The organism is Natronobacterium gregoryi SP2 (genome assembly GCF_000230715.2).
Classification (GTDB): Archaea; Halobacteriota; Halobacteria; order Halobacteriales; family Natrialbaceae; genus Natronobacterium; species Natronobacterium gregoryi.
On record NC_019792.1, the window covers coordinates 2,059,437 to 2,074,385 of the forward strand.

Below are 14,949 nucleotides of genomic sequence, written 5' to 3' on the forward strand. Positions count from 1 at the left end.
CGCGGTCGCGCCGGGATACCGGTACAGCAGCCCGTATCAGGCACTGTCGTTGAACCGACGGTTCGTCGAGTACGGCGCGTCCCCAGGTTCACCTCGAACGAAGTGGCCTGCGGGGTTGATCTCGCCGTCGCGTTCCATCGAGAGCAACTCGACGAACCAGGCCTCGTGTTCGATCTCCTCTTGGAGGATGCGCTGGGCCATGTCGTACGTTCGCGGGTCGACGCCGCGAGTCATGTCACAGACCTCCGACCAGGTACGGATCGCACAGCGTTCGGCCTCGAGTAGCGTCTCGAGGATCGCTTCGGCGTTCAACTCGTCGACCGCGAATCCGCCCGAGTCGTCCATCGGCGTCGGCAGCTCCGCGTCGGGACAGGACGCCCGGTCGGCGAACTCCCGGATATCGTTCGGTAACGCGCCGCCGAGTTCGTACACGCGCGGCGCGACCAGTTCGAAATGCGCCCGGTCCTCGAGGCGGGCGTCCTCGGTGATCTCCTTGTAGTCCTCGTGACCGGCGAGGTGCATCCGCAGGTTGGTGTAGTAGTAGTACGTCGTGAACTCGGCACCGATGGCGTCGATGAGTTTCTCGCGCAGTTCCTCGGGTTCGAGCCCACGCTCCCTGAGTACGGCCATCCCGACTCGCTCGCTCGTGTCACCGGCGTCGATGTCTCCTGACGCGTGTGGCTTCTCGTCGGACATGCACCGGTCTACTGCTATAACTCGCCGTATAGTGCTTTGCGTTTATACGCTTTTCAGAGCGTCGTCACTGGTGACATGCTCGGCCTCTACGTGGCCCCGTGTGAGATTGCACGCAACACTATCGTCAGTCGAGTTTCGACCGCCCCGGTGGTCGGTCGTGGTCGGCCCGATGCCGGAGCAGTTCGTCGTCTCGTTCGACCTCGAGGACGCAGTCGGATCGTGGCCGGGCAACGCAGGTGAGGACGAATCCAGCCCTCTCGTCTTCGGGGTAGTAGCGCTTGGCGGTACTGTGGTCGACCTCGCCCTCGAGGAGGCGCGCACCACAGGTGATACACCACCCTTGCTGGCAGTCCGCAGTGAGCCAGATGCCGGCCGCACGCGCTGCCGAGAGGATGGACTGGTCCTCCGGAACCTCGATAGTCCGACTCTCGCCGGCGGCCTCGAGGTCGGCGTCTTGTGGGACGCGGAGTTCGACCGTCCAGGTCGTCGCTGCTGTCACGTCGAGGTGGTCGGGAGCGCCGAGACAAAAAACTGCTGCGTGCAGTGTTCGTCGCGGTGGTGGGTGTCCAGTAGGCAGTCATAAAGTGCCACGGACCACGACCACTACGAAACCTATCTACTCCCACCCACGCGGCTGGCCGAGCGGGTGACACGTGGACGAAAGAAACTCGTCGTGGTGGGTCGGTCCCGGCTCGATCAATGCCGTATTGTCGCGGGCGTAGTCCTGTACTCGTTTATGCGGGTCGTTCCTCGCTCCATATCGGTTTCAGTTCGCACAATTCTTTGTACGTTTTCTTGATGCTAATAGACACCCTCACCAGCAGTGTCGTGAATTAGGTTCGGCGTCTACCGTGAACCGCCTCGGGGTCAAGCCCCGGGGCATTCTTCTAGACCGCTTAGAATGGGCGGGGACTCTCTCGTTGTGTAAAGATAGCCCCGATCGGCGCAAGCAGTCGGGATTTCGGTCACTCGAGTGTCTCCACCGCGACCGCCAGCCCGTCGCGTACCCCTCGAGTCGTCGTCTCGAGTGCGACGCTCGGTTCGCCTTCGTCGCGTCTAGCTGCAGCCTCGTGAGAGAGGGGCGTGTGGACGAATCCGGCGCGGAACTCGCGGTCGCCGGTTTCGGCGCGGTGACGAGCAGCATAGAGCAAGTCGTTACAGAGGTGGGTGCCGGCGTCGGTCGACAGCGTCGTCGGGACGCCTGCTTCCTGCATCGTGGACTTCATCTCCCGGAGCGGCAGCGTCGCGAAGTAGGCGTTCGGTCCCTCGGCGTCGACGGCCTCGTCCGTGACCTCGCGGTCGTCGTTGTCCGGCGTCCCCGCCGTATCTCGGAGGTTGATCCCGACGCGCTCGAGCGCGAGCGCGTTCCGGCCGGCCGCGAGCCCAAGCCCACAGACGATATCAGGGTCGTACTCCTCGAGGAGTGCCTCGAGTTCGGCTTCCATCTCGTCGAAGACGACGGGGAGGTCACGGCCGACGACGGTGGCGGTGGCAGTGGCGGTCGTCCCGTCGCCGCCGATCGTTTCCTCGTCGAGTCGCTGTGCGATCCGACGCGTCGGATTGGTTTCGAACTCGCCGAACGGTTCGTAGCCGGTGACGAGAACGGTGGCATCGCTCATATCGCATCCGTTGGAACGGGTCGGGAAGAACGTTCCCGATTCCGCCCGGTCACTCGCCGACGTACCGACCGCGCCCCTCGACGTCTCGCAGGCGCGCTAAGACCTGTTCGTCGCCGACGTCGCGGTAGCCCTCGCGGACAGCCTCGTGCAGCGGTTCGGGGTCTTCGGCGGTGCCGACGAGGCTCTGGTCGAAGACGTGTAGATCCATCGCGTAGTCTTCGACGTGGTCCGTGTGGTAGCCGAGGCCGAAGTCGATGAGGTATGTCCTGGTGTCGTCGGCCCGCACGTTCCGCGTCGTCGGATCGCCGTGGACGAACCCGGCCTCGTGGAGTCGTGCGAGATGCCGCCCGACCTCTCGAACCCGCTCGCTCGTCAGTCCTTCCCGAAGATCGCTGTCGCCGACGTACTCGAGTTCGAGCCGCGACTCGTGTGGGTCCACGTCCGACAGGACGGGCGTCGGGACCCCCTCGCGACGGGCGAGGGTCGTCAGGCGCGCCTCGAGTCGGGTCCGTTCGGTCCGGAGTCGCTCGTCGAGCGTGGGGTGGCGGTACTCCTTTGGCTCGCGGCGTTTCCTCACGCGCCCCGCGTCGGGTTCGATATCGACGGTCGCTTCGGCTCCCTGGACGGCTTCCTCACCGGTGGTCCGGCCGAGGTCGAGGTCCGGTTCGTCGGCTCTCCAGGTGACTGGTACCTGATCCGGCCGGAAGTCGGGGTCGACCCGCGAGTCCTCGAGTGCAAGGGTGTCGCCTGCCTCGTACATCTTCGCGCCGAGGACGGCGATCATGCCTGCGTTGTCCCGCAGGAATCGTGGTTCGGGCGCGTGAAAGGCTGCACCGCGTTGGGTACACATCGCCTCGAGCATCTCTCGGAGCCGCGCGTTCTGTCCGACGCCGCCGCCTAACACGAGTTCGTCGCTGCCGGTCAACGAGAGGGCACGTTCGGAGACTTCGGTCAGCATCCCGAAGATATTCTCCTGCAGGGAGTAACAGACGTCTTCGACCGGCGTTCCGTCGTCGTACTGCTGTTTTGCAGCGCTCATAATCCCCGAAAACGAGAAATCCATCCCTTTGACGACGTAGGGGAGAGCCACGTACTCGCCGTCTTTCGCAGCCGCTTCGACCTTCGGGCCGCCGGGGTGGGACCAGCCGACGTGGCGCGTGAACTTGTCGATGGCGTTGCCGACGCCGGTGTCCATCGTCTCGCCGAGGACGCGATAGCGGCCGTTTCGATACGCCAGCAGGTGGGCGTTCGCACCGCTTGCGTTCAGACAAACCGGCGAGTCGAACCCCGAGGTATGCCGGCCGATTTCGAGGTGGGCGACCATGTGGTTGACGCCCACCAGCGGTACGTCGAGCGCCTGGCTCAGGGCTCGTGCGGCCGTGCCGACGGTCCGCAGGCAGGGGCCGAGGCCGGGACCCTGCGAGAACGCGACGGCGTCGACAGGGGTCTCTTCCGGTGGGCCGTCGTGGGTTTTACGGGCGTGTGCGAGCGCCTGCTCGACGACCTGCGGGACGGCGTCGTGCATGTGCTCGGCGGCTTCACGCGGGTGAATGCCACCGCTCTCTGGCTGGTAAGCGTCAGTCTCGATAAAAACGTCGGTGGTCCCGGAATCGAACACGGCCGCGCTGGCCGCCCAGGCGGTGCCTTCGATGCCGAGTACTCGAGTAGCGGTACTCACGACTTGTCCGTGTCGCTACTCCCACTCGGTGTAGCCGCACTTCCCGCAGTGCTTGCGGTCGCCGTGGTCGGCGAGGAAGACATCACCACAGCGGGGACACTGCTCGCCCTCGGTGCTCCCGTCCTCGCCGTAGTGGTCGTATCGGGCCATCTATGCTTCCTCCACTTCGGCGTCCGCGTCGGCTTCCTCGTCGACGCCAATCTTGTTTCGCTCGAGCATGTGGTCTTGCTCGACGTCGCGGGCAGCGTCGGCACTCTCGTAGACCTTGGCCTCGCCGACGGTCTTTCGCATCCCGAACTTGGTATCGAGCGCGCGGACGACGACCTCGTCGGCGTCCTTGTTGAGTTTGGCGGCGAGGCTGTCACGTACCTGCAGCCGTTCTGGCGTGGCCTCGTCGTGGGTTAGTTCGAAGGTCACGTCCGTCCGATGCAACATGGGGTTCTCCGTTTCGGAGATGATGTCGACGTCCATGATATCACTCAGTTACCCTACTATCCCCGTGTAGCGCCTAAAAGGATTTCGAAGCGCCACCCCGCTCGGCCGTGTCGCCAGTGCCGTCCCGAGTTCGATCCCTTTCTTCCGTACGGCGACTGCCACTGCCGATCAGTCGTCCGTCTTCGACGGTGTCGCGTCATCGGCTGCTGGTTTCGTGCTCTCGAGTTGGCCGGTCTCGTAGCCACCCCAGTCGAACCGTTCTTGGAAGTAGATCGCGACATAGACTAGTGCGAGCAGGACAGGAACCTCGATCAGTGGGCCGATAACGGTCGCGAACGCGGTCGGGTGGGCGACGCCGAAGATAGCGACGGCGACGGCGATTGCGAGTTCGAAGTTGTTCGAGGCAGCGGTGAAGCCGATCGCGGTCGTCGTCGAGTAGTCGGCACCGATCTCGCGGCCCATCGCAAAACTCACGAGGAACATTACGACGAAGTAGATCGTCAGCGGGACGGCGATCCAGACGACGTCGAGCGGCCGTGCGAGGATGTTGTCTCCTTGCGTAGCGAACATCACGACCACGGTGAACAGGAGTGCGATCAGCGTGACGGGGCTGATCTTCGGGACGAACTCCGCTTCGTACCACTCCTCGCTGCGGGCTCGAACCCCACCGAGGCGAGTGAGGATGCCGCCCGCGAACGGAATCCCAAGGAAGATGGCGATCGCCCAGAACACCTGGCCGACGGTGATGTCGAACGCGTCGATGCCGGCGACCAGCGCGTCCATCCCCAACACCTGCGGGAGATACAGCGCGAAGAACGCGATGTACACACCGTAGGTCAGGATCTGGAAGACGCTGTTGAACGCAACTAGCCCAGCCGCGTACTCGCTCGAGCCGTCCGCGAGGTCGTTCCAGACCAGCACCATCGCGATACAGCGAGCCATTCCGATGAAGATCAGTCCGAGGAAATACTCGGGGTGGGCCGGAAACGGCGGGACGAGTCCGCTGAAGAAGATTACCGCGAGGATAAACATCAGCGTCGGGCCGATCAGCCAGTTCTGGAGCAGGCTCAACGAGAGGACGCGCCACTTGCTGAACACCCGCGGGAGCTGGCCGTAGTTGACCTTCGCCAGCGGCGGATACATCATCGCGATCAGCCCAATCTCCACGAGGTGGTACTCCTGGATCGGGCCGACGACACCGGGTGCGACGTAGCCGAGACCGACCCCGAGTCCCATCGCGAGGAAGATCCAGACGGTCAGATACTTGTCGAGAACGTCCATCGACCGCGGGTCGCCACAGTCCGGACAGCCACAGTCGGGGCCGTGTTCGTGGTCGAGTTCACTCATCGTATCCATCTGAACATCTCTTCAAATAAAAGCCTAGTCATTCGCTCCGGACGAGACTGCGACCTCGACCGACGACGTTCGAGTCACCGAGAACCGTCGAGAACCGTCAGCAGTGCACTTGCACGGTTCGTTGCCCGATACTTTCGCCACCGCCCATCTTTCCGTTTCGTCACGAGGCCGGTGTCGACGAGCGTCGAGAGGGCGTGGCTGACGGCGCTGTCGCTGACGTCGACCAGCGGCGTAATCTCACAGACGCAAAGTTCGTCGTCCGCTTCGACCAGCAGCCGTACGAGCTGGTACCGCGTCTCGTTGCCCAGTGCCGACAGTGTATCGACGTCGTTTTCGACGACGCTCTCGTCGAGCAGCGACTCGAGGTCGTCGAGTTCTTCGAGTCGCTCCTGCAGGTCTTCGTTGCGACACTCACCGAGTTCGTCCTCGAGATACCGGCGGAGTCGATCGACTGTTTCTGCCATCGACAATAATTGCACGGGCATTCAAATAAAGCTTGTCCGGCTCGTACCGTCCCAAGCGTGGACCGACTAGTCGAGAGTTGGCCCAAACCGGGCTGCTGTACCGACGTATCGGCGCGACCACAGGAGTTCGCGGTCGCGCCGGCACTGACTGACAGCAAACCGTATCACTGCTCGACCACGACCAATCCGCTGGGCGTCTGGCTCTCGTACGCTTCGCGCCACTCGAGTGGGACGGCCGTCCACGAGTCGCCGAAGTTGCTCGAGCGGTACAGCCCCCGGTTGTTGAGCGCGTAGACGACGCCCGATTCGCCGGTCGTCGCGAAGACAGCACGAACGACGCCGTCACCGGTCGGAAGTTCGTTCTCGAGTCGTTCCCACCCGTTCTCGCCACCTCGCCGATAGACGTACGATTCCGCCGTGTCGGACGAGTGAGCCGTTCGTGCACCGCTTGCACTCGAGACGAACACCGTGTCCGGATCGCCGGGATCGCGGGCGAACCCCCAGCAGTAGGTGTGCTCGAGCCCGTCCTGTGGTCGCGTCCAGCTCTCGCCGCCGTCGTCGCTCTCGGCGTAGCCGTCGCCCGCTGCGGTGTAGACGCGACCCTCGCGGTCGGGGTGGGTCGCCAACGTATGGTTGTCCCGGCGCGAACCCTCGGGTCGTTCGTGCCAGGTCTCCCCGCCATCGGTGCTGTAGACGAAGGCTCCGGCCTCGATCCCGACGTACAGCCGGTCCGGATCGAAGGGGTCGACCTCGAGCCAGCGGACGTGGTGGGTGTCGGGCCGGGGTGGGAAGTACCACTCGTCGGCCGACGGAAGGTCCGTGATCCCCTCGAGGTGGGTCCAGGTGTCGCCGCCGTCGGTGCTGCGATAGACGCGGCTGGGTTCGGTGCCGGCGTAGACGACGTCTGAGTCGTGCGGGCTCACCGCAAGTGACATCACGGCGTCGCTGACGAAGTCGGGCTCGAGCCGTTGGAAGGAGTCGCCGGCGTCGGTGCTGCGGAAGAGGCCGCCGCTCACGGTTTCACCGTTCGCTCTTTTCGAGGCACTGCGTGCCTCGCTCTCCCCGACCGTGCCGACGAACACTCGATCGGGGTCGTCGGTGGCTGCGACGCACTCGAGGGTGTGGTCCTCGAGGCGAACGGAGGTCTCCCACTCGTTGCCGTTTCGACAGACCAGTAGCCGGTCTCGAAGGGAAGCGTAAGCAGTGGTCACGTCACAAGTTACGGGCTGCTCGGACATACGCCTCATGCCGCCATCCACGAAACCAGCACCACGCGACGGCACCCGGAATTGTTAAAAATACCTCACGAGATAATAACAGTGGGGTACAGTGGTCGACGCAACTGTCACGATCGTCGGCGGCGGCGTACACGGCGTCCACCTCGCGGTTCGACTGCTCGAGGCCGATCTGGTCGCACGGGATCGACTTCGTGTCGTCGAGCCGGACGGCCTCCTCGGTGGCTTTCGTCGGAAGTGCAGCCAGTGTGGAGTAACCGAACTGCGATCGCCGTTCGTCCATCACGTGGCTCGAGATCCGTTCTCGCTTCGGGACTTCGCTCGGTCCCGCGGTCGCGAAGACGAACTCGTCGCGAGCCAGGTCGGTGCCGACCGGCCGACCGTCTCGCTGTTTTTCGATCACGCCGACGCCGTCTGTGATCGTCACGACCTCGAGTCGCTCGTGGTCGAGGCGACGGCGACCGACGTGCAAGATGCGGGCGACCACGTTCGGATCGAAACCACCGCGGGAACGCTGTCGACTGCGTGGTGTCTGCTGGCCGTCGGCCACGACCGGTCGTACGCGTTTCCGGAGTGGGCCGAGGAGCTACCGACGAAAGCCCCGGTGACACACGTCTGGGAGCGAGGGTTCGATCCAGAAACGATCGACGAAACGGCGTCGGTTGGCATCGTCGGTGGCGGGATCACGGCCGCCCAGCTCGCCACGACGCTCGCTCAGCCCGGCCGCGAGGTGACGCTGTTCGCCCGGAGCCCGTTCCAGGTCGAGACGCTCGAGGCGAGCACCGACTGGATGCACTTCTCCGGTGCGCTCGAAGCGCTTCGGGAGCTACCGCCGGCATCGCAGGATCGTGCACGGCGTGTCGCCGAGGCACGACGCGATGGCTCGATGCCACCCTACGCGTTTCGTCGACTCCGGCGAGCCCTCGAGGGCGACTCGCTTTCGCTCGAGCGATCGGAAATCGCGGCTGCAACCGAAGCAGGTGGCACCGTCGTCGTCACCTGCCGGGACGGGACCGCGTACGTACTCGACGAACTCGTCTGTGCGACGGGCTTCGATACGCCGTACGACGGCACGCTGTTCCGAGCGATTCGGTCGGATTCGAACCTGGCGACGGGCTACCGTGGCGCACCGGTGCTCGACGACGAGGCGTTGCGATGGTGTCGGACGGACGGCACCCCGTCACGGGTCGTCGTCTCGGGGGCTGCCACACAGCAGGTGCTCGGGCCCTTCGCCCGCAACGTCGTCGGTGCCAGGCGGGTGGGATCGCTCGTTCTCGAGGAACTCGAGTCCGTGCTCTCGCCGGAAGCGAGTGCCGGTGGGTGACGGGACGTGGCAGTCCCTGACCGAATTAACAACTACTGGATTAAATTTAACAACAACTATACGGCTTGCACCCCTCGGACTGGACATGGACCGATCCGAATCGTCCGCGAACGAGGGGACAACCACAACGACCGACTCCGATAATGCCACGGCTGACGGAGACGACGAACGAACCGGTCAGACTCGTGTCTGTCGAGACACCGGTCGCAAACAGGGATTGATCGGCAAGTACGACATCTGGCTGTGTCGACAGTCGTTCCGGGAGATGGCCCACGACATGGGCTTTCGCAAGTACGACTAGGATCACTCCACGACGAACGTCTCCTCGTCCAGTCCGACGCCACCCAACAAGCATTCGAGCGCACCGAACGCCAGCAGGAGGGCAACGAACAGCGCCAGTCCGACCTGGAGCAGTCCCAGCATCGACGGGTTCGCGAGCAGTTGCAGGAAGCCGAGCGTACTCGAGCCGACCGCGAGAATCGCGAGGCCGACGGCGGCGACCCGCGGCCAGCCGACGGGGACGACTCCCAGGGGAAGACGCTCGTAGCGACCGGCAAGCAGCAACGCGACGCCGCCGGCGGCGAGCCACGCGAACGGGAGCAGGTCGACGCCTCGAGTCGGGACGCCGGTCAGAATCGCTAGCAACCCGACCATCACCAGCGTGACGACCCCACCGCCGACGAGCCTGCGACGGACTCTTTCCTTGTCGCTCATGGCTCCTCGTTTCGAGTCCGCGTCGGTAACGGTTCGGGTTTCGATCGCTCTGGAACAAAGGTCGTCGTCAGTCGTCGTCCATCGGTGCTGTCACCGGTTCGACGCGCTCGCCGCGTGGCCCCTCGAGGTCGACCTTCGGGAGCAGGTCCCGCAGGTAGCGACCGGTGTGGGACTCCTCGAGTCGCGCCACGTCCTCGGGTGTGCCGGTGGCGACGACCTGGCCGCCGTTCTCGCCGCCTTCGGGGCCGAGGTCGACGATGTGGTCGGCGTTTTTCACGAGGTCGAGTTCGTGCTCGATGACGACGACGGTGTTGCCGTCGTCGGTCAGTCGGTGGAGGACGTCGATCAGCTTGCGCTCGTCCTCGTGGTGGAGGCCGGTTGTGGGCTCGTCGAGCAGGTACAGCGTCTCGCCGGAGTCTTTCTTCCCTAACTCTTCGGCGAGTTTGATCCGCTGGGCCTCCCCACCCGACAGCGTCGTCGAGGGCTGGCCCAGCGTCATGTAGCCGAGGCCGACGTCTTTCAGCAGCTTCAGACGGCGGCGAATCTGCGAGTTCGACTCGAAGAACTCGTAGGCCTCCTCGACTTCCATGTCGAGTACGTCCGAGATTGTCTTGCCCTTGTAAGTGACGTCTAGCGTGGCGTCGTTGTAGCGGGCACCGTCACACTCCTCGCAGGGGACGTACACGTCCGAGAGGAAGTTCATCTCGATTTTCACCGTGCCCTGGCCGCCACACTCCTCGCAGCGGCCGCCCTTGACGTTGAACGAGAACCGCCCCTTCTCGTAGCCGCGCTGTTTGGAGAGTTTGGTCTGGGCGAACAGTTCGCGGATGTAATCGAAGACGCCGGTGTAGGTCGCCGGGTTCGAGCGGGGTGTCCGACCGATCGGCGACTGATCGATCAGCCGCACGGTTTCGATCTGATCGAGACCCTCGAGTCCGTCGTGATCGCCAGGGATGACGCTCGTGTTGTCGTTCATCTGCCGCGCAAGGCCCTTGTACAGCACGTCGTGCATCAGAGTGGATTTGCCAGAACCCGAGACGCCGGTAATGGCCGTGAAACAGCCAAGCGGGATGTCCACGTCGAGATCGCTCAGGTTGTGCTGGCGAGCCCCGAGAATCGTCAGCGTCCCGTCGGGGTCGCGGCGCGTCTCGGGAACGGGAATCTGCTCGCGGCCAGCGAGGTAGTCGCCCGTGATCGACTCCTCGCACGCTTTAACTTCGTCGACGGAGCCGTTGACGACGACCTCGCCGCCGCGTTTCCCGGGACCGGGCCCCATGTCGATGACGTTGTCCGCGCGCCGCATCGTCTCCTCGTCGTGCTCGACGACCAGCAGGGTGTTGCCGAGATCCCGAAGCTCCTCGAGCGTATCGAGCAGGCGGTCGTTGTCCCGCTGGTGGAGGCCGATCGAGGGCTCATCGAGCACGTACAACACCCCGACGAGGCCGGAGCCGATCTGAGTCGCGAGCCGGATGCGCTGGCTCTCACCGCCAGACAGCGTCGAAGCCTCGCGGTCGAGGGTGAGATACTCGAGGCCAACCTCGCACATGAACCCGAGGCGGGCGCGGATCTCTTTCAGAATCTCCTCGGCGATCACCTTCTCGCGTTCGGTGAGGTCGGCTTCCATCGACTCGAAGTGCTCGAGTGCGTCGCCGATGCTCATCGAGTTGATCTCCGTGATGGAGGTGTCGTCGACCAGCACGGCGCGGCTCGCCGGTTTCAGGCGGGTGCCGTCACAGGCCGGACACTCCGTGACCGACATGTAGTCCTCGATATGCTCGCGGGTGGAGTCGGAGTCGGTCTCGAGGTACCGACGCTCTAAGTTGGGGATGACGCCTTCGAAGCGTTTTTTCTTCCGGCGGGTGCCGTTCTTGGTGTTTCGCATGAACAGCACCTCGTCTTTCGTCCCGTAGAGGAACGCCTCCTGGATCTCCTCGTCGACGTCTTCGAACGGCGTCTGCAGCGAGACGTCGAAGTGTTCGGCGACGGCGTCCAGTCGCGTCTGATAGTACGATCGGTTGTAGCTCCAGGGTTCGAAGACCTCTTTCAGCGGCTTGGACTCGTCTTGGATCACGAGGTCTTCGTCGACCTCCTTGGTCTCGCCCAGTCCCTCACACTCGGGACAGGCACCGTGGGGCGAGTTAAACGAAAAGGAGCGGGTCTCGATTTCGGGGACGTCGATACCACAGTGGGTACAGGCTAACTCCTTTGAGAACTCGACGACGAACCGGTCGTCTTCCTCGGTCTCGTCGCCGAGTGCACCCGTCCGGCGGGCTTCCTCGCCGAGATCCTCGGCGGCGTCTTCCGGTGGATCGGGCAGGATGAGCTTCAGGACGCCCTCGGCCTCGGCGAGGGCCGTCTCGACGCTGTCGACGATCCGCGGACGGGCCTCCGTCGAGACTTTGACGCGGTCGACGATCACGTCGATCGTGTGATCGAAGTTCTCGTCGAGATCGGGCATCTCGAGCGTGAGGTCGTGTTCCTCGCCGTCGATTTCGACGCGAGCGTATCCCTCGGAGACGAGCTCCTCGAAGAGGTCCTCGAAGGCCCCTTTCTGGTCGCGGACGACGGGGGCCGCGAGCTTGGCTTTCGTTCCCGCTGGGAGCTCGAGGATGCGCTCGACCATGTTCTGGGCCGACTGCTCGCCGACCTCGCGGCCACACTCGGGACAGTGGGGGGTGCCGACGCGGGCGTACAGCAGCCGCAGGTAGTCGTGTAGTTCCGTGACGGTCCCGACGGTCGATCGTGGGTTGTTCGCGGCGTTTTTTTGGTCGATCGAGATCGCCGGCGAGAGCCCCTCGACGGTCTCGACCTGCGGCTTGTCCATCTGCCCCAGAAAGTTCCGGGCGTACGCCGAGAGACTCTCGATGTAGCGGCGCTGTCCCTCGGCGTAGACGGTCTCGAACGCCAGCGAGGACTTGCCCGACCCCGAGAGTCCGGTGACGACGGTGAGCGCTTCTCGCGGGATCTGCACGTCGAGATCCTTGAGGTTGTGCTCTTCTGCACCTCGGACCTCGATGGACTCCTTGCTCATGTTTCGGCGACGAACACGGCGGACGTACTCGAACGCGATACACGATTCATTATCCGTAGTCAGGGGTCGGAACGACTTAACGAGCCTGATACGGATTGCTGTCCCGACATCCCGGTGCAACCGCTTCGTGGTGGGAGTGTGCCGGCGACGACAGGCAGGCAACTGGACGAGAGAAGACGATGATACGTACTAGCAGATTCTCGGCGATCGTTTCGGTCCAAAGTATCTTCGGACGGTAGCACGAACGGGCGTGTATGGACGACGCCGACGGGAACGGCGGCCCCACGAACGGAGCTTTACCGATCGACGACCTCGTCGACTACTGTCACACCCAGGCCGGACTACTCTCCGGCCACGTCGACACGATGGTCTCGGAGGCCGACGAACTGCTCGACGAGATCGACGAACGGACCGCAGAGATTCGCTCACGTCTCGAGGGGCTGCCCGAGGACGTCGAAGCTACGGAGACGCCGACATCGGTCACTGCTCCTGCAGGGGCAGAGGTCGATCTGGCAGAGATCGAGGCCCTACAGGACGACCTCGAGGAGAAGCAGTTGCTCGTCGAGGCCAAACACAGCCGAATGCAGGCGTTCCAGGAATTGGCCGCGGGCTACACTGAACTCGCCGACGAGCTCACGGTCGACGTCGACTCGGACCGCGAGGCCGTCGAGCGGATCGTCGAGTTCGAGTCCGAGACCGACGCACCTACGTACTTCGACGAGCGGGAGACGCTGCTCGAGGTCGCGGCAAGAGCAAGCGACGAGGGAGCCGACGAACCCTAACCAGTAGCGGCCACCGCTTTCCGCTTGCTGGGGACACGAGCCAGGAGTGACTCGTCGCCGGTCCTGCCCGGACGTATGACCGACATCTCGACCCGAGAGAACGACGCAGACGCGTCGACGGAGTCTGGCGACGAGACGCGAGTCTGGATGGTCGAACGGATGCTCTCGGCGGGCTCGCCGAACAGCATGGTGATCAGGGACGCCACCATCGACGGCGAGTTCTCTCTCCAACAGGAGAGCGTACAACCGCTTTAGCACCCGGAGTGCACCGACAGTCACCGCTGCGATCGAGGCCGATCCGGATCGACTCGAGTCGGTCGGAGAACCGGAGCGAATCGGCCGCTACGCGAACGGGGCACGCCGGAGACGCGAGCGTCACGAGCCCGACGACGCGGTCTAGTCCGCGAGTTCGATCGAGAGCCCCTCGAGTGCCGATTCCGCAGCGTCGGCGACGCGACGCTGGGGCCGCCTGCACCCCAGTTGCAGTAGGTGGCCGACTCGAGTGCGAGGACTGATACGGTTTACTGTAAGTCATTTCCGGCACAACCGCGACCCGGGCGGCGGTTGCGCCGGTAAATCGTTACAGTAATCCGTATGACTCGCAAACGTCGATCGGAGTCATCGGCCCCGTACTCGGGACGGACGGTGTTCGTTCTGGCGACCGGCCCGTGACGTGTCGGCCCGAAAACGCCTCGAGACCGCCGGTCGGCGCAGAGGTGCCCCCGAGCTATATGATGGCTGGGGCCGACAGTGCTGTCGAGGTTTTACGCATGACACACACACTCGAGATCGGCGACGACCTCAAAGAACGCATCGAAAGCCACCGCGACGAGGGCCAATCCCCCGAGGAGTTCGTCGCGGAACTCGTCGCGATGTACGAGACCGAAGGCACCTTTCTCCAGGAAGGGTACTCCGAGTAGCGGCCGATTGGACTGTCGCATCCGTACTTTCTGGTCAACTGCAAGACCTACGAGGGGACGGTCGGTGCCGACGGACTCGCGTTCGCACGGACAGTCGAACGCGTTGCAAACGACGCCGGCCGTCGGTTCGCCGTTGCGCTACAGTCACCCGACCTGCAACTGGTCGCTGACACCGTCGACCTTCCCGTCGTCGCCCAGTCCGCCGTCCGCCGCGAAGACGCCGGCCTGGGCGCGATCGCGTGCGAAGCCGTCGCCGCGGCAGGTGCCGACGCCGTCTTCGCCAACCACCCCGGGGACGAGAGCGCGTTCGACACGGTCGGCCCGCTCGTCGATCGCTGCGGGGAACTCGGCCTCGAGTCGATCGTCTGTGTCGCCCCTCGAGGCGGGACGGGCGGCCCTCGCGTTCGACCCGGACTGCCTGCTTTTCGAGCAACCGGGGGACATCGCCTCCGACGAGGGGATGACCCGGACACGCCCCGGACGAATCGAGTCGTTCGTCGAGATGGTCGCCGACGAGTCACCCGAGACGGCGGTGTTCGTCGGTGGAGATCAGGACGGCCGACGATGTCGAACGGGCTTTCGACTGCAGCGTCGACGTCACCGGTGGGGCCTCCGCGGTAGTCGAAGCCGAGGACCGGGAAACGTGGTTGCGTCCGATTGCGACTGCGATTCCACGGTGAAAAGACTACACGGGC

At 64.3% G+C, this 14,949-nt stretch carries 16 protein-coding genes and 1 pseudogene; 6 read left to right on the forward strand and 11 right to left on the reverse strand.

Going from position 1 to position 14,949, the window contains the following annotated elements:
- Positions 1-36 precede the first annotated feature (36 nt).
- The 9 genes from dps to NATGR_RS10325 form a co-directional block, all read right to left on the reverse strand.
- Positions 37-696 carry a DNA protection during starvation protein gene (gene dps, locus NATGR_RS10285; RefSeq protein WP_005575621.1) on the reverse strand — a complete coding sequence of 220 codons (660 nt, stop codon included), beginning with the start codon at positions 694-696 and terminating at the stop codon, positions 37-39.
- A 124-nt stretch (positions 697-820) separates the two neighbouring features.
- Positions 821-1,195 carry a 2Fe-2S iron-sulfur cluster-binding protein gene (locus NATGR_RS10290; RefSeq protein ID WP_005575622.1) on the reverse strand — a complete coding sequence of 125 codons (375 nt, stop codon included), beginning with the start codon at positions 1,193-1,195 and terminating at the stop codon, positions 821-823.
- 466 nt (positions 1,196-1,661) lie between these two features.
- Positions 1,662-2,315, reverse strand: a complete 654-nt coding sequence (locus NATGR_RS10295; protein ID WP_005575623.1) for a pyroglutamyl-peptidase I family protein — start codon at positions 2,313-2,315, stop codon at positions 1,662-1,664.
- A gap of 49 nt (positions 2,316-2,364) precedes the next feature.
- Positions 2,365-3,993 carry a bifunctional N(6)-L-threonylcarbamoyladenine synthase/serine/threonine protein kinase gene (locus NATGR_RS10300; protein WP_005575624.1) on the reverse strand — a complete coding sequence of 543 codons (1,629 nt, stop codon included), beginning with the start codon at positions 3,991-3,993 and terminating at the stop codon, positions 2,365-2,367.
- Between the two features lie 15 nt (positions 3,994-4,008).
- Positions 4,009-4,143: a 30S ribosomal protein S27ae gene (locus tag NATGR_RS10305; RefSeq protein ID WP_005575625.1), complete on the reverse strand. Its 135-nt coding sequence runs from the start codon at positions 4,141-4,143 to the stop codon at positions 4,009-4,011.
- Positions 4,144-4,464 (reverse strand): 30S ribosomal protein S24e, encoded by a 321-nt coding sequence (locus NATGR_RS10310; RefSeq protein ID WP_005575627.1) that lies wholly within the window; start codon positions 4,462-4,464, stop codon positions 4,144-4,146.
- 132 nt (positions 4,465-4,596) lie between these two features.
- A complete protein-coding gene (arsB, locus tag NATGR_RS10315) occupies positions 4,597-5,775 on the reverse strand; it encodes an ACR3 family arsenite efflux transporter (protein ID WP_015233540.1) in 1,179 nt (392 codons plus the stop codon).
- A gap of 83 nt (positions 5,776-5,858) precedes the next feature.
- Positions 5,859-6,248: an ArsR/SmtB family transcription factor gene (locus NATGR_RS10320; RefSeq protein ID WP_005575630.1), complete on the reverse strand. Its 390-nt coding sequence runs from the start codon at positions 6,246-6,248 to the stop codon at positions 5,859-5,861.
- Positions 6,249-6,412: 164 nt separating this feature from the next.
- On the reverse strand, positions 6,413-7,486 hold the full coding sequence (locus tag NATGR_RS10325; RefSeq protein WP_005575631.1) for a WD40/YVTN/BNR-like repeat-containing protein: 1,074 nt from the start codon (positions 7,484-7,486) through the stop codon (positions 6,413-6,415).
- A gap of 91 nt (positions 7,487-7,577) precedes the next feature.
- On the opposite strand from NATGR_RS10325, the gene NATGR_RS10330 reads away from it, so the two are divergent.
- Both NATGR_RS10330 and NATGR_RS10335 read left to right on the forward strand, forming a co-directional pair.
- Complete coding sequence (locus NATGR_RS10330) at positions 7,578-8,807, forward strand: FAD/NAD(P)-binding protein (protein ID WP_005575632.1); 1,230 nt, start codon at positions 7,578-7,580, stop codon at positions 8,805-8,807.
- Between the two features lie 85 nt (positions 8,808-8,892).
- Positions 8,893-9,108 (forward strand): 30S ribosomal protein S14, encoded by a 216-nt coding sequence (locus NATGR_RS10335; protein WP_005575633.1) that lies wholly within the window; start codon positions 8,893-8,895, stop codon positions 9,106-9,108.
- Between the two features lie 2 nt (positions 9,109-9,110).
- Here the strand turns inward: NATGR_RS10335 and NATGR_RS10340 are convergent, their stop codons facing one another.
- Positions 9,111-9,521 carry a hypothetical protein gene (locus NATGR_RS10340; RefSeq protein WP_005575634.1) on the reverse strand — a complete coding sequence of 137 codons (411 nt, stop codon included), beginning with the start codon at positions 9,519-9,521 and terminating at the stop codon, positions 9,111-9,113.
- A gap of 67 nt (positions 9,522-9,588) precedes the next feature.
- Positions 9,589-12,552 carry an excinuclease ABC subunit UvrA gene (gene uvrA / locus NATGR_RS10345; RefSeq protein ID WP_005575635.1) on the reverse strand — a complete coding sequence of 988 codons (2,964 nt, stop codon included), beginning with the start codon at positions 12,550-12,552 and terminating at the stop codon, positions 9,589-9,591.
- 254 nt (positions 12,553-12,806) lie between these two features.
- On the opposite strand from uvrA, the gene NATGR_RS10350 reads away from it, so the two are divergent.
- From NATGR_RS10350 to NATGR_RS10365, 4 genes and pseudogenes are all read left to right on the forward strand, one after another.
- On the forward strand, positions 12,807-13,334 hold the full coding sequence (locus NATGR_RS10350) for a hypothetical protein (protein WP_005575637.1): 528 nt from the start codon (positions 12,807-12,809) through the stop codon (positions 13,332-13,334).
- Positions 13,335-13,409: 75 nt separating this feature from the next.
- Entirely contained in the window at positions 13,410-13,589 is a 180-nt protein-coding gene (locus NATGR_RS20090; protein WP_015233541.1) for a hypothetical protein, read from the forward strand.
- 515 nt (positions 13,590-14,104) lie between these two features.
- Complete coding sequence (locus tag NATGR_RS19915; RefSeq protein WP_005575639.1) at positions 14,105-14,254, forward strand: DUF7557 family protein; 150 nt, start codon at positions 14,105-14,107, stop codon at positions 14,252-14,254.
- A 6-nt stretch (positions 14,255-14,260) separates the two neighbouring features.
- Positions 14,261-14,934 (forward strand): annotated as a pseudogene (locus NATGR_RS10365) (triose-phosphate isomerase).
- Positions 14,935-14,949 lie beyond the last annotated feature (15 nt).

Excerpts from the sequence above, each read along its gene's own strand:
- dps (WP_005575621.1), bottom strand. The coding sequence starts at position 696 with ATGTCCGACGAGAAGCCACACGCGTCAGGAGACATCGACGCCGGTGAC.
- NATGR_RS10295 (WP_005575623.1), bottom strand. The coding sequence starts at position 2,315 with ATGAGCGATGCCACCGTTCTCGTCACCGGCTACGAACCGTTCGGCGAG.
- NATGR_RS10305 (WP_005575625.1), bottom strand. The coding sequence starts at position 4,143 with ATGGCCCGATACGACCACTACGGCGAGGACGGGAGCACCGAGGGCGAG.
- NATGR_RS10310 (WP_005575627.1), bottom strand. The coding sequence starts at position 4,464 with ATGGACGTCGACATCATCTCCGAAACGGAGAACCCCATGTTGCATCGG.
- arsB (WP_015233540.1), bottom strand. The coding sequence starts at position 5,775 with ATGAGTGAACTCGACCACGAACACGGCCCCGACTGTGGCTGTCCGGAC.
- NATGR_RS10320 (WP_005575630.1), bottom strand. The coding sequence starts at position 6,248 with ATGGCAGAAACAGTCGATCGACTCCGCCGGTATCTCGAGGACGAACTC.
- NATGR_RS10325 (WP_005575631.1), bottom strand. The coding sequence starts at position 7,486 with ATGTCCGAGCAGCCCGTAACTTGTGACGTGACCACTGCTTACGCTTCC.
- NATGR_RS10335 (WP_005575633.1), top strand. The coding sequence starts at position 8,893 with ATGGACCGATCCGAATCGTCCGCGAACGAGGGGACAACCACAACGACC.
- NATGR_RS10340 (WP_005575634.1), bottom strand. The coding sequence starts at position 9,521 with ATGAGCGACAAGGAAAGAGTCCGTCGCAGGCTCGTCGGCGGTGGGGTC.
- uvrA (WP_005575635.1), bottom strand. The coding sequence starts at position 12,552 with ATGAGCAAGGAGTCCATCGAGGTCCGAGGTGCAGAAGAGCACAACCTC.
- NATGR_RS10350 (WP_005575637.1), top strand. The coding sequence starts at position 12,807 with ATGGACGACGCCGACGGGAACGGCGGCCCCACGAACGGAGCTTTACCG.
- NATGR_RS20090 (WP_015233541.1), top strand. The coding sequence starts at position 13,410 with ATGACCGACATCTCGACCCGAGAGAACGACGCAGACGCGTCGACGGAG.
- NATGR_RS19915 (WP_005575639.1), top strand. The coding sequence starts at position 14,105 with ATGACACACACACTCGAGATCGGCGACGACCTCAAAGAACGCATCGAA.